The following is a 23,839-nucleotide window of genomic DNA, read 5'->3' on the forward strand; positions in this document are numbered from 1 at the left end:
TTTCAATAATTGCTCAGGGGGTTTTCTTTGCCTTACCTTCCGCTATGGCCTTCGCGATTAACTCGCGAGTTTGATTACTCGCCTGTTCACCAAGCTTTCCAAGCTCATCTCCAACCGCGTCCATTTGTTCACTGATCGGTTCGATGTGCTCCTCGAACTTGGCCATCTCGGCTTCGAACTCACGCATCATTTCCGGATCGGGGATGCCCTCAACTTCTGTGATAGCTTCGAACTCCGCCTGGTGAATCTCCATTACGCTGGTGAATTCCTCCATTTGCTTTTCGAGCTTTTCCATTTGCGCTTCTGGTACAGACAGTGGCTGCCAGACCGCTTCAACGCTTTTGATGATTTCCGGGTCATCGATTAGATAAGTTTTTCCGTCTTGTTTCGCCCACAGGTAAGTGCCTTTGCCATGTGCCTTGGCGGCTTTCAGCTCTCGGGTATGGCCGACAAATAAATCCCTGCCCTGTTCTCGTATCAATGCATAACTGAGTTCGGATGTTTCGCCATCATCACTAGTCAGGTGATGGAAGCCTCGTAGTGTTTCTGCTCGAGTCGTTTCCATGTAGGCGGCTGACCCAAGCAGTGACAGCAGAGTCAGGACAAGGGCTTGGCGAGTAAATGACAGGTACATTCTGAGCTCCTTTAGCGCGTGAGGCACTGCAAATGGAATGGCGTGTTCTGAGACGGCTTGACGCCCATCTGCTGAAAAAAGTTTTACTCACATGGAAATCGGTAGGCGGGACAACGCGCGGTCATGACCAGCGAGTTGTCGCTCGGACACCCAGGGCGAACATCAAGCGTCGCCAACCCCTCCTATTGCCGACCATTGAAACAAACCGCACAATTTGCCTGTCCAATCAGGCAGACTGTGGACTGTCTGCTCCGGAGGCAACAGATGCGAACAACAAGATCCAAAGCGGCTTTGCTCATCGGATTGTTCAGTATTCCTGTGCTCGCCGCCGACACTACCGTCTACCGTTGCCCCGGAGAAGATGGCGTACCGGTATTCTCCGACCAACCTTGTGAAGACGCCGAAATCATCACGATTGAAGACAACGGTAATGCCGGACTGTCGGTCTGGGTGCCGGACCTACCTCCCCTGCCGGAAAAACCAAAACCAGTTGAAGTAACACCAGCGCCGGTACGAGTGGTCGTTTCGCCAGCGCCACAACCCTATGCTGAACCGGTCTATTACCCATCGCCTTACTTACACTCGGTATTCCGTCCGCGCCGCCACCATCACGGTCACGATGATTTCCATCCGCCATTACGCCGGCCACCGCGAGGTGAACCGCCGCGACCACCAAGAGAAAACACGCCACCGCCCCAACCTCGCCGAACTACGGTGGAGATTCCGGATAAATATCAGCGGAAAGACTAGAAGCCATCTCAGTAATGTCTGGAGCTCGGCGATCTGCGCGAATGTGGTGCTCGGAAAAATCCGCTGGGAGCGGATTTTCGTGGAGCCCGGAGGGTGAACCACATGGATGTGGTGAACAATCCTCATTTACTATTTGTAAACTGCGGTTCCTCCGCTCCTATTCTCACACCTCACCTTCGCCCAGACTATTTTTGAGATGGCTTCTAGAAAGACACGGAATCAAGTCACCGCAGCGCGTTACGCCGCCGATTTGCCGACAGCCAGCGTTTTTGCGATGCTGCCTGGTATTGCTCAATTCAAATCGCACTAGGACACAAAATGACTGATGTATTGATTGCAGGCGTAGGCATGGTGCCGTTCGTCAAACCGAGCATCGCTGAGCCTTATGATGTGATGGCCGTCAACGCCGCCAAAGCCGCGCTAAAAGACGCCGGCCTCCGCTACAACGATATTCAACAAGCTTATGTCGGTTATGTCTATGGCGACTCCACCGCCGGGCAACTGGCACTTTATCAAGTCGGCATGACCGGCATTCCGATCATCAACGTCAACAACAATTGCTCCACCGGTTCCACTGCGCTGTACATGGCAAGGCAAGCCATCGAACACGGCATCGCCGATTGCGTATTGGTGCTCGGTTTCGAACAAATGAAAGCCGGCGCCATTGGCGAGCAATTTACCGACCGCCCTTCGCCGTTCCGCGAATTCGACAATCTCTGCAAAGAATTGGTTGATGTGGATTTGCCGCTGGCACTGCGTTATTTCGGCGGCGCTGGTCGCGAACACATGCAGCGCTACGGCACCAAACTCGAAACCTTCGCGAAAATTCGCGCCAAAGCCAGCCGCCATGCCGTACACAATCCGCTCGCGTTAATGCGCAAAGAAGTCACCACAGAACAAGTAATGGAAGACCCAGTATTATGGCCCGGCGTCATGACCCGAATGATGGCCTGCCCACCAACCTGTGGCGCTGCGGCAGCGATTTTAGTTTCCGAAAAATTCGCCCGCAAACATGGCATCAACTCAAAAGTAAAAATTCTGGCGCAAGCCATGGTCACCGACCTGCCAAGCACCTTCGGCGAAAAATCGATGATCAAATTGGTTGGCTTCGACATGAGCCAAAAAGCCGCGCAACAAGTGTATGAAGCGGCCGGCATCGGCCCCGACGACATAGACTTATGCGAGTTGCACGACTGCTTCGCGCAAAACGAATTGCTTACTTACGAAGCGCTCGACTTATGTCCAATCGGCGGCGCCGAAAAATTCGTCAACGACGGCGACAACACCTACGGCGGCAAATTCGTCACCAATCCTTCCGGTGGCTTATTGTCAAAAGGCCACCCACTTGGCGCCACCGGATTAGCGCAATGCTATGAAATCACTCACCAACTCCGCGGCAGCGCCGAACAACGGCAAGTACCCAACGCGAAGTTGGCCTTGCAACACAACCTGGGTTTGGGCGGTGCGTGTGTCGTGACCTTATATGGTTCGAATTAGGGTACTACTGACTGAGTTATCTGTATGTCATACCCGCGCATGCGGGTATCCAGAAGTATCAGAAATCACTGGAAGCCATCTCAAAAATAGTCTGGGCGATGGCGAGGTGCGTGAATAGGAGCGCAGGAACCGGAGTTTACAAGTAGTAAATGAGGATTGTTCGCCACATCCATGTGGCTCACCCTTCGGGCTACGCGAAAATCCGCTCCTGGCGGATTTTTCCGAGCACCGCATTCGCGCAGATCGCCGAGCTCCAGGCATTTTTGAGATGGCTTCTAGGTTCCCGCCTCCGCGGGAACGACGGATTAACTATTTTCGCCGTGTTTAGCACTTCCTTCGAATTAATTTCTGGTCTTTCCACTCAGAAAACTTGTGCATTTTTTATCCTTGAGGAAAGCTATTTCCCGTTACTCGTTCGCCCTGCTTACAAGGACAAACGAGTAGGCCAGTCAGTTTGCTTGGCCCTCGTGGGCCAAACCTGCTCGTCACAAGGTTACGTCTCACTCGCTCATTCCGCAGCAAGAGAAAACCGTCGAATAGTTTGCTCGCACCGCTGCTCAATCAGCTCAATAATGCGCCCGACCAACGCATTACCTACGAAGAGTCTTGCATTACCCGCCTGAACCTCGCGAGCGGTTTGTGGTAATGCGCTAGCAAACTCCAACAGCCGCTTCTTGGTTTGCGGTTTCGATAACCCAGCCGATTCGGCCAACTGCTCCCAATGTCGCGCTTGCACTTCGCTGAATTTATACTTGCTACCAATTTTCATGGCCATCTTCGGCGTTAGTTCCGGGTACACCGCTGTTGACAATAAATCATAAGCCGGAGAGAGCACCGCGGCGTGATTTGCGCGTTCAGCGGAATACAGCAGTGAAAAATTCTTGCCATGCGCATCATGGTTACCAATCAAGGCATTAAACATCACCTGGTCCAGCAATCGCAGAACCTGCGGCGCATTGGGGCGAGTAACACGCCGCACCAGCTCAAAGCACTGAGCCAAGTCCGGGCCACCTTCGTTTTGATACTTCATTTCCGGCACGACACCCAGCGCCTGGCAGAAATCTTCCTGGTGAACGCGCATTCTGTGCCCTTGCCCATCCACTACACGGTCGTAACGCGCAACCAATAAAAACGAACGATTTGATATCGTGTGAATCGTCGCTTTGGCCACCGCAAGTTGCATCGCGTCAGCCAGCGCCATACAGAAACCTTCATTGATCACACTATCTTCAATGGCATCAATGGCATCAATGGCATCAATGGCATCAATGGCATCAATGGCAGGTTTCAAAATATGAGAGCTCGGTGTGCCATCGCGAGGCAAGCCAATTCGTTCACCATCAAACACCACCGGCAATTTATCTTGCGCACCGGCTAACGACAGTCGCAAACCGTCTCTGCCGGCCAGCATCGGCCGACGCGGTAATTCATCAAGAATGGCAATTACCTGCTTATCATCAAGCCATTCAACCTGAGCATCGTGGGCTGAATCCGGCAACGCGTGTCCGGGCGGCAGCAGCGCCACGGCCCCCGCGCAATCACCACCAAGACGATCCAGCAATGCAAAATCATTTTGGTCAGACACCTGAAACTGTTGCGCAATCAAACGACGCAACTGCCCTTCTGGCAACAAGCCGGCGAAAAAAGGGCGCACTTTTGCATCATCAAACGGTTCCGCTCGCAAAGGTAACGACGCCGACAAGGCAATCGCATTGGCACGTGAAAGCCACTCCGGCAGGTAAGCAAAATTTAGCCGGCCATCACTCATCGCCAAGGTGCCGACACATTCTTCAAAAAGCCATACCGCCAGTTCATGCGCCATGCTGATCCGCCTCATCATGGTTACCGTCAGCGCCGGAAGGCAAACCAGTCAACTGAACTTCGCCACCCAGCGCATCAATAACGCGCAGCACGTTTTCCAGCCGCAACGTCGGCTTGCCAGCCTCCAGGTCAACGATAAAACGCACGCCTACCCCGGCAGCCAAGGCCAGTTGGGGTTGGGTCAGTGATAAATGCTTGCGGGCAGCGCGAAGCGCGCTACCAAGCTGCTCAGCGGTTCGAATAATGGTCATAGCGGCCTCTATTTCCCGTTCGGGAAATTATTGGCTAAAATAGACAGATTCGCAATATAAATTTCCCGATCGGGAAATTATCAAAGCAAAAAACCACCTATGGCGCGCATTTTCCCGATCGGGAAATTTAAAAAAAGAAAAGCAAGTGAAATCAAACGCCAACTGAAACAGACGCTTCAATCGGAGTAACCTATTTTGGTAGTGATCTTGCCCCCAATTCCCGGACACCCGGCTAAGAGAGTAATCTCTGAACCCTGAGGTGATTCATGAATTCGAAAATGGTTAAAAAAGCAGCATCCCGTAAAACCTATACCCCCCAGTTCAAAGAGCAAGCGCTGGAACTGGCCAAGAAACATGGTGTTCCCAAGGCGGCGCAAGATCTGGGGATCTCGGAGCAAGCGCTCTACGGTTGGCGTACTAAACGCAAGCAAACCGGGCAATCATTTGAGGAACAGAAGCTTCAACAGGCGGAAATGGCGCGGCTCAAGCGCGACAATGCTCGCCTGGAAGAGGAAGTAGCCTTCTTAAAAAAGGCGGCAGCGTACTTCGCGAAACAACCGAAGTGAAGTACGCGATGATCCGGCAACACGAATCGGAATTTGGTATCAGCATGATGTGCCGGCTGCTTGAGGTTTCGCGCGGAAACTATTACGAGCACAAACGTCGTAAGCCATCCACACGGCAACAGGAAAATGAGGCGCTGACTGACGCCATCAAGAAGGCGTTTGAGGCGGAGAAAGGCCGTGCAGGAGCTCCACGCGTTACCGAAGCATTGCGCGACGATGGCAAACGAGTGAGCCGCAAGCGCGTCGCCAAAATCATGCGCCAAAACGGTTTGCGGGCAAAGGCGGCGAAGAAGTTCAAAGCGACCACCAACAGCAATCACAACCTTGCTGTTGCTGAAAATTTACTGGAGCAAAATTTCGAAGCTGACGCGCCAGATCAGAAGTATGTGGCGGACATCACCTATATCTGGACGGACGAAGGCTGGTTGTATTTGGCTGTTGTTCTCGATCTCTATTCACGCATGGTGATTGGCTGGGCAATGTCGGAGCGTATGACGTCGAAATTAGTGTGCGATGCATTGCGGATGGCGCTATTTCGTCGCAAACATCCATCTGGCGTGATCGTTCATTCTGATCGTGGCAGTCAATATTGCAGTCATGATCATCGACAACTATTGCGCGAAAACAACTTGATTTGCAGCATGAGCAAGAAAGGCGATTGCTACGACAATGCTGCGATGGAAAGCTGGAATCATAGTTTCAAAGTCGAAGCCATTCATGGTGAACGATTTGCCACGCGAGCCGGCGCCAAGGAACATGTGTTCGAATATATTGAAGGGTATTACAATCGCCAGCGCCGTCATTCGAAACTCGGCTATTTGAGCCCTGTGGCGTTTGAGGCTAAAAAAGTCGCTTAGCCAGTTGTCCGGAAAAGCGGGGCAAGATCACCGACCACTTGCACCCCATGCAAGTGCGCTACCAGGCTGCGCTACGCCCCGAGGCGCTGAATTCGGAGGCCAGTAGAAAGCCCCGGTTTCAGCGGACGCGCATGATACAAGAAAAGGGGTGGGGTGAAAAATGGAAGTTGGGGGTTGGGGCGACGCTTGGGCGTTGGAGCGTGTGAAAGATTCTACCCCTCCCTAGCCCTCCCCTTGGCAGGGGAGGGAACTTGAGGATTACTCGGCACTTCCCGCGCAGGCGGTGGCGCAGGCTGGGGCGCCGCAGCCGCCGGTGTCGCTGCTGCTCGATTCGGATTTGGATTCGGTTTTCTTGGAGCCACCTTTGAAGTCGGTGACGTACCAGCCGGAGCCTTTTAGCTGGAAGCCGGCAGCGGAGATGAGTTTTTTCAGGCTTGGTTTTTCGCAGGCTGGGCAATCGGTGAGTTCCGGGTCAGACATTTTTTGCAGCTTTTCCAGCGCGTGGCCACAATCGTCGCAGCGATATTCATAGATAGGCATGGGCGTTCACTCCAAAAATCAGCCTGGATGCAGACCCCGATATCGGGTCGGGGCGCGGATTTTAAAGAGGGTTTGGCTGGTTGAAAAGTGTTCAGATGGAATTTCTGATGGAACTGGATTCCCGCCTACGCGGGAATGACGACGAAGTGACTTCAAGTAACGGCTTGCGAGCTTATAGAACCCCTCACCCCACCCCATTCACTCGTGCCTTCTGCCCCACAGGGATTTGGGAAATGCCGTAAAGCGTTGGGAACGCTTTCGGCCATGGCACTCACCCTTCGGGCGACTTCGCCGTGCACAAAATTGTCAGGAACAATTTTGAGGCTCAGCCCCGCATCAAGCGGGTTTGGTCCAAGGAAGGACCAAACAAACTGGCTGTCCTGCCAGTTTGTCCCCGCACGCGGGGCGAGGGTGCACTCGTTTGCTAATTTAGACGTCATCGGGCGGCCTTGTTAGAATGCCTGCCCTTTTGTGAAAGCCCGGCGCCGAGCATCTTCTATGCTTGAAAGGCCAGGAATGACAGATTCAACACCGATAACAGGAAGTCTTCATGCGCTTGTCTCAATACCCGCTTTGCACATTGCGGGAAACGCCCGCCGATGCCGAGCTTGTCAGCCATCAGTTGATGTTGCGTGCCGGCCTTATCCGCAAACTGGCCTCGGGCCTTTATAACTGGCTGCCGACTGGCTTGCGGGTGCTGCGCAAGGTGGAGAACATCGTGCGCGAGGAGATGAATAAATCTGGCGCTATCGAAGTGTTGATGCCGGTGGTGCAGCCTTCGGAGCTGTGGGTGGAATCGGGCCGCTGGGGCAAGTTTGGTCCGGAGCTTCTGCGCATCAAAGACCGCAAGAACGGCGATTTCTGCCTTGGCCCGACGCATGAAGAAGTGATTACCGATCTGGTCCGTTCGGAAGTACGCAGCTACAAGCAGCTGCCATTGAACCTCTACCAAATTCAAACCAAATTCCGTGATGAAGTGCGGCCGCGTTTTGGTGTGATGCGGGCGCGTGAGTTCCTGATGAAGGATGCCTATTCCTTCCACCTCGATGATGCCTCACTGGCCCATACCTATCAGGTGATGTACCAGACTTATTCCAATATTTTCCGCCGCATTGGCCTGGAGTTCCGCGCCGTGCACGCCGACACCGGCGCCATTGGTGGTAGCGCTTCGCATGAGTTCCATGTGCTGGCCGAATCCGGTGAAGACGCCATTGCCTTCTCGAATGCCTCCGAGTATGCGGCCAACGTCGAGCTTGCCACGGCCGCACCAGCCGGCGCCCGCCCGGCCGCCAGCCAAGAACTGAAAAAAGTGCATACGCCGAAAGTGAAGTCGATGGCGGAGGTCACCAAGTTTTTCAATGCTGACATCACGCAAACGGTAAAAACCCTGATTCTGCTTGGCACCGCCAAAGAAGACGGTGGCCGCCAGCTGGTGGCCGTGGTGCTGCGTGGCGACCATGAGCTGAACCTGATCAAAGCGGCCAAGCATCCACTGCTGGGCGCTGAGTGCGAGCTGGCGCCGGATGCGCTGATTCAGGAAAAGCTTGGCTGCGAAGCCGGCTCGATTGGCCCGATTGGCCTGAAGATCCCGGTGCTGGTCGACACTTACGCATCAGCAATTGCTGACTTTATCTGCGGTGCCAATGAAACCGACTACCATTATCAAGGCGCCAACTGGCAGCGCGATGCGGCGATTACCGAAACCGGTGATTTCCGCAACGTGGTCGAAGGCGACCGGGCGCCGGATGGCGAAGGCACGCTGACCATCAAGCGCGGTATCGAGGTGGGCCATATTTTCGCGCTGGGCACCAAGTATTCCGAGGCGATGAACGCAACGGTGCTGGATGAGCACGGCAAGGCGGTGGTGATGCCAATGGGCTGCTATGGCATTGGCGTGTCGCGCATTGTCGCGGCCGCCATTGAACAAAACCACGATGCCAACGGCATTGTCTGGCCAGCCAGCATCGCGCCGTGGCAGGTGGTGATTGTGCCGATGAACATGCACCGTTCCGAAACCGTGAAAGCGGCGGCGGAAAAAATGTACGCGGATCTGCAGAATGCCGGCATCGAAGTGATTCTTGATGACCGTCCGGAACGGGCTGGCGTGATGTTCGCCGATGCCGATTTGCTCGGTATTCCGCTGCGCATCGTGATTGGCGAGCGCGGCTTGAAAGAGAACCAGGTGGAAATCAAAGGCCGCCGCGATGAACAAGCGCACAACGTCGGTTTGGAAGCGGTACTGAAAACCATCCACGAATGTTTGCGTCATTAAACGTTGTAAAGAGTGAACCCCATGCAGCAGTTGGTCTCGAGCGTTCGATATAAGCAAATGTTTCGGCATTTGCTATTGGCGTCGTTGCTGCTGCTGCCGGTTTACGCGGCGAAAGCCTCCTCGCAACAGGAGCGCCCGGACGAAGAAGTGCGGGCGCTGCTGAAAGCGACGCTGGAGAAAAAACATTACTTCGTTGACCGTTTCGACGCCGAAGTGTGGATGGTCGACATGCACGCACGGCTGGAACGGCGAGCGCCGAAAATTCCCGCTGAAGAACGGCTGGAAGTGCTGCGGCTGGTGCACAAGACCGCGACTGAGTTTGGTTTGAACCCACAACTGGTGCTGGCCGTTATCGATATTGAAAGCCGTTTTGATCGCTTTGCCATTTCCAAAGCCGGTGCCCGCGGCCTGATGCAAGTGATGCCGTTCTGGCGCAAGGAAATCGGCGATGAAACCGATAACCTGTTCGAAATTGAAACCAACCTGCGTTACGGCTGCGCCATTCTGAAAACCTATATGGCGCGGGAAAAACAAGCGTTGGGACCAGCCCTTGCCCGCTACAACGGCTCGTATGGCAAAGGCTGGTATCCAAGCCTGGTGTTCGATGCCTTCTACAAGCACTGGTTCTTGAAAGAGTTGCCGAGACCGACATTGGTGGCCACGCAGGTTGCCAGCCAACCGTAATACGTAAAGCTCCGATCTGGTGCAAACCAAAATGGCACTACACTTGTACTTATAACAACGTACAGGTAGTGCACATGTCCGAAGCGTCACAGCGAATCGCGCTGGTGTTATCCGGCGGCGGCGCGCGCGCGGCTTATCAGGTCGGCGTGCTGAAAGCGGTCGCTGAGTTATTGCCAGAATACAAAACCTCGCCGTTTCCGATTATTTGCGGCACCTCAGCCGGCGCCATCAACGCCACCGTGCTGGCCTGTTCGGCTTCACGCTTCAAAATCGGTGTCAAACGCCTGGAGCAGGTCTGGGGCGGTTTCACCAGCGGCCAGATTTATCGCTCCGATTTTCTCGGCATGACCGCCAACTCGATGCGCTGGCTGGCCAATCTGTTTCGCAAACGCCAACCCGACGTGCCGACGCCTTCGCTGCTCGACAACGCACCATTGCGCGACCTGCTGAAAGTTGTTGTGCCTTTCAATGAAATTGCCAAAGCCATCAACAAGGGCGATTTGTACGCCATTTCCGTAACCTGCTCTGGTTATTCCTCCGGTGAATCGATCAGCTTTTTTGAGGCCCATTCGGAGGTGGAAAGCTGGCATCGCTATCGCCGCGCCGGTGCCCGCACCCGCATTCAGTTGCAGCATTTGATTGCCAGCAGTGCGATACCGATGGTGTTCCCGGCGGTAAAAATCAATCGCGAATATTTTGGTGACGGTTCAGTGCGCTTCATGGCACCGATCAGCCCTGCCCTGCATTTGGGCGCCGACAAGGTATTTATTGTCGGTGTCGACCCGGTGCGCAACGCGGACAAATCCCGCGTCGCCGACCGCGGTTACCCGACCATTGCTGAAATCGCCGGCCATGTTATGGATAGCGTGTTCCTCGACTCGCTGGACAGCGATATGGAGAGGCTAAAGCGCATCAATAACACCTTGTCGAAATTCACCGATGAGGAACGGCGCGAGCGCGGCATTACGCTAAAACCAGTCGACACACTGGTCATCGCGCCGAGCAAGGATTTGTCTGACCTATCCGGCAAGCATGGCCGGGCGTTGCCGAGAGTGGCGCGCTTTTTCTTCCGCCGCATCGGCATTACCAGCAAAACCGGTTCGACAATACTTTCGTACCTGTTGTTTGAAGGGCCGTATACCCGTGAGTTGATTGACCTGGGTTACCAAGACGCGATGCACCAAAAAGCCGAAATCCGGCGATTTTTTGGCCTGCACGACTCACATTTAGAAACCACGACGCCATAAACATTTTGGTACGAAGCTACTACACTTTAGCCATTGCCCTGAGCTGTTGTTGAAATTACGCCATTGTCCAGCGAGCCAACCAACCATCCATTACAAGCCGAGCTGGAAGCGGCACGTCGACGTATCGCCCGTCTGGAGCGGGTCGCCGACCGTCGCCGCTATGCCACCAAGCTGCAAAGCACACTGTTTCAGATAGCCGATTTGAGCGCCTCCGACATTCCAATGCCGGAGTTCTTTGCCAAGCTGCATGCGATTATCGGCGAGCTGACCTACGCCGAAAATTTTTTCGTTGCCCTGCTCGATCCCGAGCAGCACACCTGGAGCATGGCGTACTACGTCGATCAGGTCGATAAAACCCCGATCGCCGAACTGCAAAACATCTCCATCGATCGCCTGTCCGGCACACTTACAGCCTACGTACTGCGCATGGGCCAGATGGTTTTTGCCGACGAACAAAAACAGCGAGAATTGCATGAATCTGGAGAGGTTGGCAGCTATGGTGCCGATTGCGTTGAATGGTTGGGTTGCCCGTTAAAGGTTGGCAAAACCCTGCTCGGAGTCATGACTATACAAAGCTACGACACGGCTAAGCGCTACAGTCGTGGAGACATGTCTTTCATGCAATTCGTTTCGCGCCATGTCGCCACGGCGGTGTCGCGAAAACAGGACGACGAACGCATTCAACGCGCCAACAAGGAACTGGAAAGTCGAGTCGAACAACGAACGGCAGAATTGAAAGCCGCACTACAACAGGTACAGGAAGAAAACACCCAGCGTCAGCGCAGCCAGCAGATACAGATGGCCTGTTATGACATTGCCTTGCACAGTCAAACGTCAACACCGATGGTCGACTTCCTGAAGCAAGTGCATCACATCATCAATGAGTTGATCGACGCGCGTGATTTTTATGTTGCGCTCTATGATCACGACAGTGGCTTGTTGCAGTTCCCGTACTTGATCGACAAATACATGGAGTCGCACGAGACCTTGGTGCTGCCCTTCAGTGAACTCGACAAGTCGCATCTGTTCACAGCGAAAGTGTTGAAAACCGGGCTGACTCATATTTTTCATGAGAAAGATATACGCACGCTGCGCCCGGATTTGATCGCCAGCAAAACGGCCCCGACCGCGTGGATGGGTGTGCCGCTGATTCAAAACCATCGAACAATTGGCGCGGTAGTGCTGCAGAGCCATATCGAAGGCTTTCAGTTTGTCCCCGCTGATCGCGAGCTGATGGAGTTCGTCGCCAGCCATTTGAGCGCCGCCGTGCAGCGCCGGCTAGACGCCGAATCACTGGCCCAGGCTCACCGACAACTGCAGGAAGCTAACGATCGCCTGGAAGCGCGCATCAAAGAGCGTACCGAAGCGCTGGAAGAGTTGCTGGCACAACGCAACGCCATCGCCGAAAAATTGGCACACGATGCCCACCATGATGTGCTGACAGGGTTACCGAATCGAGCCTTGTTGCTGGACCGTTTAAACAACGCCATCGATCGCTTCAAGCGCAAAAAAGCCCTGGCGTTCGCAGTGCTGTTTCTCGACCTCGATCGCTTCAAGGTGATCAACGACAGTCTTGGTCATTTATACGGCGATCAATTACTGAAAGCCGTCAGCAAACGGCTGCTTGATTGTGTACGCCCTGGTGACACCGTGGCGCGCATGGGCGGCGATGAATTCTGCATACTGCTCGACGATATCAACGATTTTGCTGAAGTGGAAAAAATTGCCCACCGGGTACTGACTGCACTGAGCACAGCATTTTTGCTCGACGAACACAAAATTTACACCAGCACCAGTATCGGCATTACCACCAACGTCATTCGCTACAAAGATGCGGAATCAGTTATCCGTGATGCCGATGCCGCGATGTATCGAGCCAAGGCCGAAGGCAAAAATCGTTATTCGTTCTTCAGCGAGCAATTGCTGAAGAACGCCATGGACCGGTTGCAACTGGAAACCGATTTGCGCCAAGCGGTAGAAGACCGTGCGCTGGAAGTGTTCTATCAGCCAATTTATGCACTGGCCAGCGGCGAAATTATCGGTTTTGAGGCGCTATCACGCTGGCGCCATCCTTTACGCGGAATGATTTCTCCGGTGACATTCATCGGCATTGCCGAGGAAACCGGCATTATTGGCGAGCTGACCGATCATGTGTTCGAGCAAGCCTCACAAGCGGTATTGGAGTGGCAGGAAAAGTACCGTGAGATTTATCCGGTCAACGTCAACTTATCGGCCCGGCAGATTTCCGATATCAACCTGCTGCAAGATTTATTGGAGATGCTGCATTTCCACAAACTACCGCGCAACGCGATAAAAATTGAAATCACCGAAAGCCTATTGATCAACAATTTCGATGGTGCCCAGTCTCTGCTGCAAGCGCTGCAGCAGGCTGGCATCACTGTGCTGCTCGATGACTTCGGCACCGGTTATTCCTCGCTGAATTACCTGCATCAGTTTCCGATCAACGCGATCAAAATCGACCGTTCATTTGTCCGACAATCAACCGACTCAGCAAAAGCCAAAGGCTTGCTGGCCGGCATCAGTTTCATCGCCAAACAAATGCACTTGGCGTTGGTTGCCGAAGGTGTTGAGACGATGGAGCAGTTGCGGGTGTTACGCGAGTTTGATGTCGAGTTTGCCCAAGGCTATTTGTTCGGTGCGCCGATGCCGAAAGCGGACGCGGAAAAACTGATCGTCAAGAAAGTGCATCCGGTGTTTGCAACGCTTGCCAGCAGTCAGCAATCGGTCCAGTCAGGATAATTTCGCCTTGATGCTCGGCCAGAAAGCGTTCCCCTTCGGCGGTAACCAACAAACCGGGTAATGTCAGCAGCTGCTCGCCATGCCAAACGCACGGCCAAGCCGCGCGCAACCAAACGGGCACAGCCAATTGCTGCATCAGGTATTTCAGCGTACGACGATGGCTTTCGCCTGCCAGCGAAAGTTTTGTGCTCATTGATGGCAAAGAACTGACACGTAAAGGCTGCTCAGGATTATTCATGCCTCGCCATTGTAAAGTCGATTGAATCGACTCAAGAAAAAGCGGCGTATCGGTTTGCCAGTGTTGCTCCGCGATTGGCCGGAACCAATTTTCCGGCACCTGCAACAAGGCATCACCGGCAACGCGCAGACAGATGCCGTCGTAACAACATTCAGTGCGATCGGTGGCGTTGCTGAGCTGTGCCAGAAAGTCCTGCAATCGCTGCTGATTTGGAACACGTTGTTGCTGTTCGCTCAACCAATAGCGCAGCAGCGCGGACTGACGTGCAGCAGACAAACTTAACAGGCGGCTAATCGACAGCGTTTTCTCGGTACGTTGCACGGCCGCCAAATCGCTTTCGGCCAATTCATCAATCAAGCTTTGCGCTTGCTGACAATGCTCAACGACGCGCGCCAGAGCCTGATCGATGCCCGGATAGTGCTGGCGCAACATCGGCAACAATTGCTGACGCAGCCAGTTGCGACGAAAGCGAAGATCCGCATTGGTTGGATCGTCAATCCAGCGTAGCTGATGTTCAGTGGCGTATTGTTCCAGTTCTGCACGCGACAGCGTCAGCAATGGACGAAGAAATAGGCGTTGAAGTTTGATTTGTTCAGTCGGCATCGCCGACAAGCCTTTCAGGCCGGCACCGCGAAACAGCTGCAGCAAAAACGTTTCGATTTGGTCGTCAGCATGATGCGCCAACACAATGCATTCATCGGGCTGCGTGTGTTCAGCGAGCGCATGGTAGCGAGCCTTTCGCGCAGCAGCCTCAATGCCCTCGCCTTCGTCAATGACCTTGACCTTGATGCTCTGACAATCGATTGGCAAGGCGCGGCAAATCTGCTCCGCCTGTTGTTGGAAATCGGCGGCGGCGGGCTGCAATTGATGATTGATATGCATCGCGCGCAAACGGCGCCGATGCGTCTGTGACCAACGCCAAGCGGCGTGCAGCAACACCGTGGAATCAAGCCCGCCGCTGAACGCTACAACCAGCGCATCCTCGGCAGCCAACCCGTTCAGGGTGACTGCCAGAGCGTCATCGATGCGCGTCAAGGAAAGCGCTTCAGGCTTTGGCTTCTTCAAACACGCCGAACGCCATCAAGCGGTCATAGCGCTGGTTCAGCAGACCGTTGCTATCGAGCTTATCGAGTGCTTTCAAATCGGCGAGTAACTGGGTTTTCAGGTTCATCGCCATTTCACGCGGGTCGCGATGGGCGCCACCAAGCGGTTCGCTGATGATGGTGTCGATCAGTTTCAGCTCTTTCAGGCGCTGGGCAGTAATGCCCATCGCGGCGGCCGCTTCCGAGGCTTTTTCAGCGCTGCGCCAGAGAATCGAAGCGCAACCTTCCGGCGAAATCACCGAGTACGTCGAGTACTGCAGCATATTGACCCGATCACCCACGCCAATGGCCAAAGCGCCGCCGGAACCGCCTTCACCAATCACCGTGCAAACGACCGGCGTGCGCAGCTCCGACATCACTTTCAGGTTGCGGGCAATGGCTTCCGACTGGCCACGCTCTTCGGCTCCGACGCCAGGATAAGCGCCGGGGGTATCGATGAACGTGATGATCGGCATGCTGAATTTTTCGGCCATCTGCATCAGACGCAAGGCTTTACGGTAGCCTTCCGGACGCGGCATGCCGAAGTTGCGACGAATTTTTTCCTTGGTGTCGCGGCCTTTCTGATGGCCGATGACCATGACCGGGCGGCCATCGATGCGGGCGGTACCGCCGACGATGGACGGGTCATTGGCGTAAGCCCTGTCACCGCACATTTCGTCGAAATCCGTGAAGATTTCATTCAGATAATCCAGCGTATAAGGGCGCTGCGGATGGCGCGCCATCTGGGCGATTTGCCAGGCATCGAGATTGGCGAAGACCTGTTTGGTCAGTTGCGCGCTTTTCTTGCGCAACCGCTCGATTTCCTCACCGATGTTGATTTCGCCTTCATCGCCAAGCTGACGCAGCTCTTCGATACGAGTTTCCAGTTCAGCAATCGGCTTTTCAAAATCCAGATAGTTCAGGCTCATAGTCTCAAGTGTTTCTCTTGATGGCACTGCCGTACCGGCAGACAATCCGATCATTTTAACAGGCATGTTCCGGGCCGACCATCTGACCAGCCAGGGTGTGTTTTATTGATAAATGACTTCCGCGCGCTGGCAGCCTTCAAACTGGCGCAGCCGCTGTAGCAGCTCATCGCGTGGCTGCACCTTGCATTGCTCGCCGAGCGACACCCGCACGGCCGCTTCGCCGTTCTGGTATTCGGTCAGCACCGGAAAGGTGCCGGGGCCAAAATCACGCAAGGTGCCAACGAGTTTTTCAATGGCGCCGACTGGCAGTTGCTGACCGTTGATTACCAGCTCCAAGCGGCGGGCAAAGCGCGAGCGAGCTTCGGCGATATCGAACAAGCCACGCACGGTCATCGATGGGCGCTGTAAGTATTCGTCCTCGTAGACTTCGCCTTCTAGCACGATGACCTTGTCTTCGACCAATTGGTGTTTGTGCTTTTCGTACAGCTCGGAGAACAGCTTGGCTTCCAGCCGACCACTTTTGTCATCAAGCGTCAGAATCGCCCAGCGTGCACCGGATTTGTTTTGCATGATGCGTATGCCAATCAGCAAACCCGAAACGGTGATGTTGTCGCCACGCCGAGTTGGTTGCACATGCGAAAGTCGAGCCGAACAAAAATGATTCAGCTCTTTCAGGTAGCGATCGATCGGATGCGCGGTCAGATACAAACCCAGCGTTTCTTTTTCCAGCCGCAGCCGTTCTTCTTCGCTTTCGCTGTGGATTTTCACCCAGTTTGGTTCCGGACTGCGCGTTTCCGGCTCGCCGCCGAATAAATCATTCTGACCGCTCAGGCGATCGCGACCGGCTTGTTCCGCGGCTTTCATCGCTTCATCAAGCGAAGCCAGCATCACGGCCCGGCTTGGGCCACAGTGATCGAGCGCACCGGAATTGATCAGCGCTTCGATCACCCGGCGATTGACCTTGCGTAAATCGGCGCGAGCACAGAAATCAAACAAATCACGGAATGGACCATTGGCATTACGCTCATCGATCATGCCGGCAATGGCGTTTTCACCAACCCCTTTAATCGCGCCAATGCCGTAGACGACGGTGCGTGGATCGGCAACGGTGAACTTGTAAACGGACCGATTGATATCTGGCGGCACAATCTTGATGCCGTTTTGTTCGGCATCATCGATCAAACCGACAATCTTGTCGGTGTTGTGCATATCAGCCGACATCGTCGCGGCGAAAAACGGCGCTGGGTAATGCGTTTTCAGCCAAGCCGTTTGATAGGAAACCAGCGCGTAGGCAGCCGAGTGCGATTTGTTGAAACCGTAGCCGGCAAATTTTTCCATCAAATCGAAAATTTGCGCGGCGAGCTGATCGTCGATGCCCAGGCCTTTTGCGCCTTCCTGAAAAATGGCGCGCTGCTTGGCCATTTCTTCCGGTTTCTTTTTACCCATCGCCCGACGCAACAAGTCGGCGCCGCCGAGCGAATAACCAGCCAGCACCTGGGCAATCTGCATCACCTGTTCCTGATACAGAATGATGCCGTAAGTTGGTGCCAGCACCGGCTGCAACCATTCGTGCTGATAATCCGGATGCGGATAGGAAACCGGCTCTTCGCCGTGCTTACGTTTGATGAAGTCGTCAACCATGCCCGATTCCAACGGACCCGGACGATAAAGCGCCACCAACGCGATGATGTCTTCAAAACAACTCGGTTTCAGCTTGGCGATCAGCTTGCGCATACCGGTCGATTCCAGCTGGAATACCGCGCCGGTATTGGCCGCTTTCAGTAACTCAAAGGTTTTGCCGTCGGTTAATGGAATGGTTTCGATTGACAGCGGTGCGTCGCCGTTTTTCTGCCGAAAATCATTGACCATTTCCATGGCCCAATCGATCACCGTCAGGGTTTTCAAACCGAGAAAGTCGAATTTGACGAGGCCCGCTTGTTCGATATCATCCTTGTCGAATTGCACGACCAAACCTTGGCCGGCCTCGTCGCAATAAAGCGGCGCAAAATCGGTCAATGCACTTGGCGCAATCACCACTCCACCGGCGTGCTTGCCGGCGTTACGGGTCAGCCCTTCGAGTTTGACCGCCATGTCCCAGAGCGCTTTGACGTCTTCTTCGGCTTCGTAGCGCTTGCGGATTTCCTCTTCCTGCTCGAAGGCTTTTTCCAGGCTCATATCGAGCTCGTTCGGAATCAGCTTGGCGATTTTGTCGACCATGCCGTAAGGATGACCGAGCACACGGCCGACATCGCGGATCACCGCTTTCGCCGCCATCGTTCCGAACGTGATGATCTGCGAGACCGATTCGCGACCGTATTTCTGCGCAACATAATCGATAACGCGGTCGCGACCTTCCATGCAGAAGTCGACGTCGAAGTCCGGCATCGATACCCGCTCAGGGTTCAGGAAGCGCTCGAACAGCAAGTCATAGGGCAGCGGATCCAAATCGGTAATGCCAAGCGAATACGCGACCAATGAGCCGGCACCGGAACCCCGGCCCGGGCCGACCGGCACGCCGTTGTTTTTCGCCCACTGGATAAAGTCTGCAACGATCAGGAAGTAGCCTTCGAAGCCCATCTTGCTAATGACGCCAATTTCGACTTCAAGACGTTCCTGATAGGTCTTTTCTTTTTCTGGATCGATATTGCCATCAGGAAAAATATTTCGGTAACGCTGCTTCAAGCCTTCGCGCGAGGTATGGGCGAAAAACTCCGCCAGCGTGAAGCCTTCCGGAATCGGATACTCGGGCAAAAAGTATTTGCCGAGCGTCAACGGCACCGAACAGCGTTTGGCAATCTCGACGGTGTTGGCCAGCGCTTCCGGCAAGTCGGCAAACAACGCCTGCATTTCTTCCGGTGAGCGCAAGTATTGTTGCGGCGAATAATCGCGCGGCCGGCGCGGGTCATCGACAACACGGCCCTGATGAATACAGACGCGCGCTTCATGCGCTTCGAAATCGCTTTCTTTCAAGAAGCGCACGTCATTGGTTGCCACCACTGGGGTTTGCGAACCATCGGCCAATGCCACGACCTTGTGCAGGTAATTTTCTTCGTTATCACGGCCGGTACGCTGCACTTCCAGATAGAAGCGATGTGGAAAATGTTGCTTCCAGGCAGCCAGACAAGCCGCTGCAGAGGCCATGTCATTGGCCAGCAGCAATTGCCCGACATCACCTTCGCGACCGCCGGACAACACAATCAGTCCTTCATTCAGCTCGAACAACCATTGCTGATCGATGACCGGCACGCCACGCTGCTGGCCCTCGGTAAACGCGCGCGAGATCAGGCGCGTCAGATGGTTGTAACCTTTCAGGTTTTGCGCCAGCAACACCGCGCGGAACAACTGATTGCCCAAGCGTTCGCTGCGCAGCCAAACATCGCTGCCGATAATCGGTTTGATGCCAGCACCTTGGGCTTTTTTGTAGAACTTAACGAGCCCGCAGAGATTGGTTTGATCGGTCAGCGCGATAGCGGGCATTCCCATACCGGCGCTGGCTTTGATCAATTCCCCGATGCGCAGCAAACCGTCGACCATCGAGAATTCGGAATGCACGCGCAAATGGACAAAGCCGGTATCAGACATCAGAGCCGTTCTATCGTGAAATGGAGAAGCGAAGCGCCCATTCTAGGCAGAGAAAGCAAACGGCGGTAGCTTGACTTTCAGGTATTTTCTTTCCGAAAAATCAGGCGAATGACAGCGTCGCTTGCACCGGCCCAAAACTGCGGCGATGCAGCGGACAAGGACCAAACTTTTGCAGTGCGGCAACATGCGCCGCGGTCGGGTAACCCTTGTGTTTGTCGAAACCGTAATCCGGGTATTGTTGGTGCAAGCGTAACATCTCGCTATCACGTGCCACTTTGGCAAGAATCGATGCCGCCGCGATCGCTGGCACCGTGGCATCGCCTTTGATGAACGTGCGCACCGGAATGCTCAAGCTCGGCGCCTTGTTGCCGTCTACCCAGGCCTCATGCGCGGCAATTGGCAAGGACTCGACGGCGCGTTTCATTGCCAGCAGACTGGCCTGCAGAATATTGATCTGATCGATTTCCTCGACCTCGGCCCGGCCATAGGCGAACGCCAACGCTTTTTGCTCGATTTCGATAACGAGCTTTTCGCGCTGCTTGGCCGACAATTTTTTTGAGTCGTTCAATCCGTCGATAGGATGATTCGGGTCAAGAATGACCGCCGCCGTGACAACAGCTCCGGCCAACGGACCGCGGCCCACTTCATCAACACCGGCAATCCATTTCATGGCAATACACCTTTCTGCTGCAGCAAATCGACAATCGCGTCGGCCGCCCGCTCACCGGCATTGCAACGCAGCGTTTGGTGAATAGCCGTGTAGCGGTTGATTAACTCGTGCTTTTCCGCTTCCGGTAACTGCAGTTGACGCCATACGGATTCTGCTAACTTTTCCGGCGTGCAGTCGTGCTGCATCAGCTCCGGCACCAGATTCTCGTCAGCCAGTAAATTCGGCAGCGAGAAGCGATCGATGGTCAGCAATCGCTTGAAGAAAAAATAGCTGAAACCGGAAACGCGATAGCCGACAACCATCAGTTTTTTCAGCAGCATCGCTTCCAGCGTGGCTGTGCCGGAAGCGAGCAATACCGCATCGGCTGCGGTCATTACCGTTGCCGATTGACCGTCAACCAAATGTAAATTCGGCACATTGCCAAAGGTTTGCAAGGCTTGTTCAAACTGCTGGCGGCGCTTGTCATTGACCAGCGGCACGATAAAGTGCATTGAGGCATCACGTTTCGCCAGTAACTGCATCGCCTTGATATAAGGCTCGGATAAAAACTTCAGCTCGCTGCCACGGCTGCCCGGCAACACGGCCAGCACTTTGGCGTCGCTGGCAATGCCCAGTTCGGCACGCGCGGCAGCGACATCTGGCGTAATCGGATAGGCATCAGCCAGCGGATGTCCAACGAAACTGGCCGGTATCTCGTGAGTATCGTAGATCGTCTGTTCGAACGGAAACAGGATCAGCATTTTATCGACAGCACGCTTGATTTGGAAAATGCGCTTCTTGCGCCAAGCCCAAACCGAGGGCGAAACAAAATGCACCGTCGTTACGCCGCCTTGGCGCAGAAACTCTTCGAGTTTCAGATTGAATTCCGGCGCATCAATACCGACAAACACATCCGGCTTGCGGTGAAGCCAGTGATCACGCAAACGTTTACGCAAGCGCAGCAGCTCTGGCAGTCGCTTCAGAATCGCGACAATACCCATGACTGACAAACGTTCCATCGGCGCCAGTTCAACGCAGCCTTCGTTCTGCATGCGTGGTCCGGGAATGCCCTCAAACTGCACCGTCGGCAATCGCTTGTTCAGAGCGTGCAACAGTGACGCACCGAGAATATCGCCCGAGGCTTCGCCAGCGATAACAGCAATGCGGATCGGTGCATTCATGCTCGAAGACATGGCGAGGAAATCAGCGGACGATGCCGCGGCTGGATTGCTCGATGAAGTCGGCAAACGGCGTGATGTGCGCGCAATCGTTGGCCATTTCTCGCAGCAGCGGCAAGGCATCCTTGACGTTCAGCCCTTGGCGGTAAACGACTTTATAGGCGCGCTTGATCGCCAGAATATCGTCGGCAGAAAAACCGCGACGCTTCAAGCCTTCGCTGTTGATACCACGCGCGCCGGCACTGAAACCTTCGGCCATCACATAAGGCGGCACATCCTGATGCAAACCGGATTTCATGCCAATAAAGGCGTGCGCGCCAACATGGCAGAATTGATGAATAGCGACGAAACCGCCAGCGATCACCCAATCACCGAAATGCACATGGCCGGCCAACGTAGCGTTGTTGGCCAGAATGCAGTGATCACCAATGACGCAATCATGAGCGATATGGACATAAGCCATGACCAGATTGTCATTGCCGATGGTTGTCTCGGAACGGTCTTGCGTGGTACCACGATGCACCGTGCAGGACTCGCGAAACACGTTGTTATCGCCGATTACCGTCCGAGTCGGCTCGCCTTTGTATTTTTTATCCTGATTGGCTTCACCGATGGAACAGAACTGATAGAAATGATTGTTCTTGCCGATGGTTGTATGGCCATTGATCACGACATGCGGACCAACAACGGTGCCGGCGCCAATGCGGACATTGGCACCTATGATACTGAATGGCCCAACCGAGACATCATCAGCGAGCTCGGCGCCGGCTTCGACAATGGCGCTCGGATGAATCACCTCAGAATTCCTTCTTCGTGCACATCAACTCGGCTTCGCAGACAACTTTGCCATCGACTTTCGCGGTCGCGGCAAACACCCAGATGCCACGTTTTTGTTTGATCGCTTTGACTTCCATGATCAACTGATCACCGGGCTCAACCGGATCACGAAAACGCGCGCCGTCGATACCAACGAAGTAATAGGCGGAATGCTCATCCGGCAAGGCATTTGTGCTCTTGAATGCCAGAATACCGGTGCATTGCGCCATTGCTTCCAGAATCAGCACTCCCGGAAATACCGGGCGATGGGGGAAATGGCCGGTGAAGCACGGCTCATTAAAGGTAACGTTCTTGACGCCAATCAGATAATCGTTGGCTTTGAAGTCGAGCACTTTGTCGACCAACAAAAACGGATAGCGATGCGGCAGGTGCTTCAGTACATCATGGATATCCATGGTGTTGGCCTGCGATTGTTGATCTTCGCTCATGATTTTTTCTCTTGTGACAATTGCTCTAACTGTTTTTCCAGGGCACGCAAACGACGGGCCATGTCATCAAGCTGGGTAAAGCGCGCAACGCTCTTTCGCCATTCACGATTCTCCTGCTGCACCGTACCGGAAGAATAAACACCCGGCGTCATGATTGACTTGGTGACCAGCGTGCAGGCCGTGATATGCGTGCCTTCGCAAACCCGTAAATGACCAATCACGCTGGCGCGGCCCGCCAACGTAACATTTCTTTCGATAATCGCGCTGCCGGCCACACCGGAACAACCCGCTATCGCGACATTCTCGCCTAGCTGCACATTATGAGCGATGTGCACCAAATTATCGATAATGACGCCATTTTCGATAACCGTATCACTCAATGCGCCGCGATCAATCGTGCAATTGGCACCGATTTCGACCCGATCGCCAATGCGTACAGTACCGGTCTGGGGAATACGTACCCACTGGCCATTCTGCTTGGCGTAGCCGAAGCCGTCACTGCCGATGACCGTACCGGATTGCACACGGCAATGTTCACCGATGACAACCTGGTGATAAATCGTGGTATTGGGAAATAGGATCGAGCCGCGACCGATCCGCGCGCCATTGAGCAATACGCAATTCGGTGCGATAACGACGTCATCGGCCAACACGACATTTTCACCGATGACCGCCCCGGCGCCAACGCTGACGTTTTTGCCGATTTGGGCACTGGCGGCAATACTTGCGTCCGGTGAAATGCCTGTAGCGGGCATCGGCGTGATGTCCAACATCTGCGCAACCAATGCATAAGCAAGATAGGGATTGGCGACGACGATGGCATTGGTCGAACAACGCGGTAGCATATCTTCGCGCAAAAGCACAGCCGAGGCACTGGTACAGGCCAGAGCCTCGGCGTATTCGGGATTATGCAGAAAACTGATGTCGCCTTTAGCAGCCGTACGGAGATCGGCAACACGACTCACGCTGACTTCCGCCTTGCCAATCAAGCGCCCTTGCACCCGCTTGGCGATCTGCTCCAGCGTGAACGAACTCAT

General features: G+C 54.4%; 19 protein-coding genes. 7 read left to right on the forward strand and 12 right to left on the reverse strand.

Annotation, left to right across the window (positions count from 1 at the left end):
- Positions 1–13: 13 nt before the first annotated feature.
- The gene (locus tag E2H98_RS03180) at positions 14–634 is read right to left on the reverse strand and encodes a hypothetical protein (protein ID WP_133587727.1); all 621 of its coding nucleotides are present in this window, start codon (positions 632–634) and stop codon (positions 14–16) included.
- A gap of 264 nt (positions 635–898) precedes the next feature.
- Between E2H98_RS03180 and E2H98_RS03185 the strand changes: the two genes are divergently transcribed.
- Positions 899–1,384 carry a DUF4124 domain-containing protein gene (locus E2H98_RS03185; RefSeq protein ID WP_157591222.1) on the forward strand — a complete coding sequence of 162 codons (486 nt, stop codon included), beginning with the start codon at positions 899–901 and terminating at the stop codon, positions 1,382–1,384.
- Between the two features lie 318 nt (positions 1,385–1,702).
- On the forward strand, positions 1,703–2,881 hold the full coding sequence (locus E2H98_RS03190) for a lipid-transfer protein (RefSeq protein WP_133587732.1): 1,179 nt from the start codon (positions 1,703–1,705) through the stop codon (positions 2,879–2,881).
- A 508-nt stretch (positions 2,882–3,389) separates the two neighbouring features.
- Here the strand turns inward: E2H98_RS03190 and E2H98_RS03195 are convergent.
- A complete protein-coding gene (locus E2H98_RS03195; protein ID WP_133587734.1) occupies positions 3,390–4,703 on the reverse strand; it encodes a type II toxin-antitoxin system HipA family toxin in 1,314 nt (437 codons plus the stop codon).
- Entirely contained in the window at positions 4,693–4,953 is a 261-nt protein-coding gene (locus E2H98_RS03200) for a helix-turn-helix transcriptional regulator (protein ID WP_133587736.1), read from the reverse strand. Before E2H98_RS03200 ends, E2H98_RS03195 begins: the two co-directional genes overlap by 11 nt.
- Positions 4,954–5,219: 266 nt before the next feature.
- Between E2H98_RS03200 and E2H98_RS03205 the strand changes: the two genes are divergently transcribed.
- Positions 5,220–6,376, forward strand: a protein-coding gene (locus E2H98_RS03205; protein WP_133587742.1) for an IS3 family transposase whose coding sequence is annotated in 2 segments (ribosomal slippage) — positions 5,220–5,475 and positions 5,475–6,376 — 1,158 coding nt in all. Because the reading frame shifts where the segments join, the coding sequence is not laid out codon by codon here.
- Positions 6,377–6,634: 258 nt separating this feature from the next.
- Here the strand turns inward: E2H98_RS03205 and E2H98_RS03210 are convergent.
- Positions 6,635–6,916 (reverse strand): FmdB family zinc ribbon protein, encoded by a 282-nt coding sequence (locus E2H98_RS03210; RefSeq protein WP_133587745.1) that lies wholly within the window; start codon positions 6,914–6,916, stop codon positions 6,635–6,637.
- 550 nt (positions 6,917–7,466) lie between these two features.
- Here E2H98_RS03210 and E2H98_RS03215 point away from each other — a divergent pair.
- The 4 genes from E2H98_RS03215 (at position 7,467) to E2H98_RS03230 (ending at position 13,879) form a co-directional block, all read left to right on the forward strand.
- On the forward strand, positions 7,467–9,188 hold the full coding sequence (locus tag E2H98_RS03215) for a proline--tRNA ligase (protein WP_133587747.1): 1,722 nt from the start codon (positions 7,467–7,469) through the stop codon (positions 9,186–9,188).
- 21 nt (positions 9,189–9,209) lie between these two features.
- On the forward strand, positions 9,210–9,872 hold the full coding sequence (locus tag E2H98_RS03220) for a lytic transglycosylase domain-containing protein (RefSeq protein ID WP_232475458.1): 663 nt from the start codon (positions 9,210–9,212) through the stop codon (positions 9,870–9,872).
- Between the two features lie 74 nt (positions 9,873–9,946).
- Positions 9,947–11,119 (forward strand): patatin-like phospholipase family protein, encoded by a 1,173-nt coding sequence (locus tag E2H98_RS03225; RefSeq protein ID WP_133587748.1) that lies wholly within the window; start codon positions 9,947–9,949, stop codon positions 11,117–11,119.
- Between the two features lie 63 nt (positions 11,120–11,182).
- Positions 11,183–13,879, forward strand: coding sequence for a sensor domain-containing phosphodiesterase (locus E2H98_RS03230; protein WP_133587750.1), 2,697 nt, complete (start codon positions 11,183–11,185; stop codon positions 13,877–13,879).
- Here E2H98_RS03230 and tilS read toward each other — a convergent pair.
- From tilS to lpxD, 8 genes are all read right to left on the reverse strand, one after another.
- Positions 13,815–15,182 carry a tRNA lysidine(34) synthetase TilS gene (gene tilS, locus E2H98_RS03235; protein ID WP_133587752.1) on the reverse strand — a complete coding sequence of 456 codons (1,368 nt, stop codon included), beginning with the start codon at positions 15,180–15,182 and terminating at the stop codon, positions 13,815–13,817. The genes E2H98_RS03230 and tilS overlap by 65 nt on opposite strands.
- Positions 15,163–16,128 carry an acetyl-CoA carboxylase carboxyl transferase subunit alpha gene (accA, locus tag E2H98_RS03240; RefSeq protein WP_133587754.1) on the reverse strand — a complete coding sequence of 322 codons (966 nt, stop codon included), beginning with the start codon at positions 16,126–16,128 and terminating at the stop codon, positions 15,163–15,165. The genes tilS and accA overlap by 20 nt, the downstream gene beginning before the upstream one ends.
- 102 nt (positions 16,129–16,230) lie before the next feature.
- Complete coding sequence (gene dnaE, locus E2H98_RS03245; protein ID WP_133587756.1) at positions 16,231–19,710, reverse strand: DNA polymerase III subunit alpha; 3,480 nt, start codon at positions 19,708–19,710, stop codon at positions 16,231–16,233.
- Between the two features lie 100 nt (positions 19,711–19,810).
- Positions 19,811–20,380, reverse strand: coding sequence for a ribonuclease HII (gene rnhB, locus E2H98_RS03250; protein WP_133587758.1), 570 nt, complete (start codon positions 20,378–20,380; stop codon positions 19,811–19,813).
- Positions 20,377–21,540 carry a lipid-A-disaccharide synthase gene (lpxB, locus tag E2H98_RS03255; RefSeq protein ID WP_133587760.1) on the reverse strand — a complete coding sequence of 388 codons (1,164 nt, stop codon included), beginning with the start codon at positions 21,538–21,540 and terminating at the stop codon, positions 20,377–20,379. The genes rnhB and lpxB overlap by 4 nt, the downstream gene beginning before the upstream one ends.
- A gap of 22 nt (positions 21,541–21,562) precedes the next feature.
- Positions 21,563–22,333 carry an acyl-ACP--UDP-N-acetylglucosamine O-acyltransferase gene (lpxA, locus tag E2H98_RS03260; RefSeq protein ID WP_133587762.1) on the reverse strand — a complete coding sequence of 257 codons (771 nt, stop codon included), beginning with the start codon at positions 22,331–22,333 and terminating at the stop codon, positions 21,563–21,565.
- A 1-nt stretch (position 22,334) separates the two neighbouring features.
- Positions 22,335–22,802, reverse strand: a complete 468-nt coding sequence (gene fabZ / locus E2H98_RS03265) for a 3-hydroxyacyl-ACP dehydratase FabZ (protein ID WP_133587764.1) — start codon at positions 22,800–22,802, stop codon at positions 22,335–22,337.
- Positions 22,799–23,839 (reverse strand): UDP-3-O-(3-hydroxymyristoyl)glucosamine N-acyltransferase, encoded by a 1,041-nt coding sequence (lpxD, locus tag E2H98_RS03270; RefSeq protein WP_133587766.1) that lies wholly within the window; start codon positions 23,837–23,839, stop codon positions 22,799–22,801. Before lpxD ends, fabZ begins: the two co-directional genes overlap by 4 nt.

The sequence above is a fragment of the Permianibacter aggregans genome (assembly GCF_009756665.1).
GTDB lineage: Bacteria > Pseudomonadota > Gammaproteobacteria > Enterobacterales > Permianibacteraceae > Permianibacter > Permianibacter aggregans.

Excerpts from the sequence above, each read along its gene's own strand:
- E2H98_RS03180 (WP_133587727.1), bottom strand. The coding sequence starts at position 634 with ATGTACCTGTCATTTACTCGCCAAGCCCTTGTCCTGACTCTGCTGTCA.
- E2H98_RS03185 (WP_157591222.1), top strand. The coding sequence starts at position 899 with ATGCGAACAACAAGATCCAAAGCGGCTTTGCTCATCGGATTGTTCAGT.
- E2H98_RS03190 (WP_133587732.1), top strand. The coding sequence starts at position 1,703 with ATGACTGATGTATTGATTGCAGGCGTAGGCATGGTGCCGTTCGTCAAA.
- E2H98_RS03195 (WP_133587734.1), bottom strand. The coding sequence starts at position 4,703 with ATGGCGCATGAACTGGCGGTATGGCTTTTTGAAGAATGTGTCGGCACC.
- E2H98_RS03200 (WP_133587736.1), bottom strand. The coding sequence starts at position 4,953 with ATGACCATTATTCGAACCGCTGAGCAGCTTGGTAGCGCGCTTCGCGCT.
- E2H98_RS03210 (WP_133587745.1), bottom strand. The coding sequence starts at position 6,916 with ATGCCTATCTATGAATATCGCTGCGACGATTGTGGCCACGCGCTGGAA.
- E2H98_RS03215 (WP_133587747.1), top strand. The coding sequence starts at position 7,467 with ATGCGCTTGTCTCAATACCCGCTTTGCACATTGCGGGAAACGCCCGCC.
- E2H98_RS03220 (WP_232475458.1), top strand. The coding sequence starts at position 9,210 with ATGCAGCAGTTGGTCTCGAGCGTTCGATATAAGCAAATGTTTCGGCAT.
- E2H98_RS03225 (WP_133587748.1), top strand. The coding sequence starts at position 9,947 with ATGTCCGAAGCGTCACAGCGAATCGCGCTGGTGTTATCCGGCGGCGGC.
- accA (WP_133587754.1), bottom strand. The coding sequence starts at position 16,128 with ATGAGCCTGAACTATCTGGATTTTGAAAAGCCGATTGCTGAACTGGAA.
- dnaE (WP_133587756.1), bottom strand. The coding sequence starts at position 19,710 with ATGTCTGATACCGGCTTTGTCCATTTGCGCGTGCATTCCGAATTCTCG.
- rnhB (WP_133587758.1), bottom strand. The coding sequence starts at position 20,380 with ATGAAATGGATTGCCGGTGTTGATGAAGTGGGCCGCGGTCCGTTGGCC.
- lpxB (WP_133587760.1), bottom strand. The coding sequence starts at position 21,540 with ATGAATGCACCGATCCGCATTGCTGTTATCGCTGGCGAAGCCTCGGGC.
- fabZ (WP_133587764.1), bottom strand. The coding sequence starts at position 22,802 with ATGAGCGAAGATCAACAATCGCAGGCCAACACCATGGATATCCATGAT.
- lpxD (WP_133587766.1), bottom strand. The coding sequence starts at position 23,839 with ATGAGTTCGTTCACGCTGGAGCAGATCGCCAAGCGGGTGCAAGGGCGC.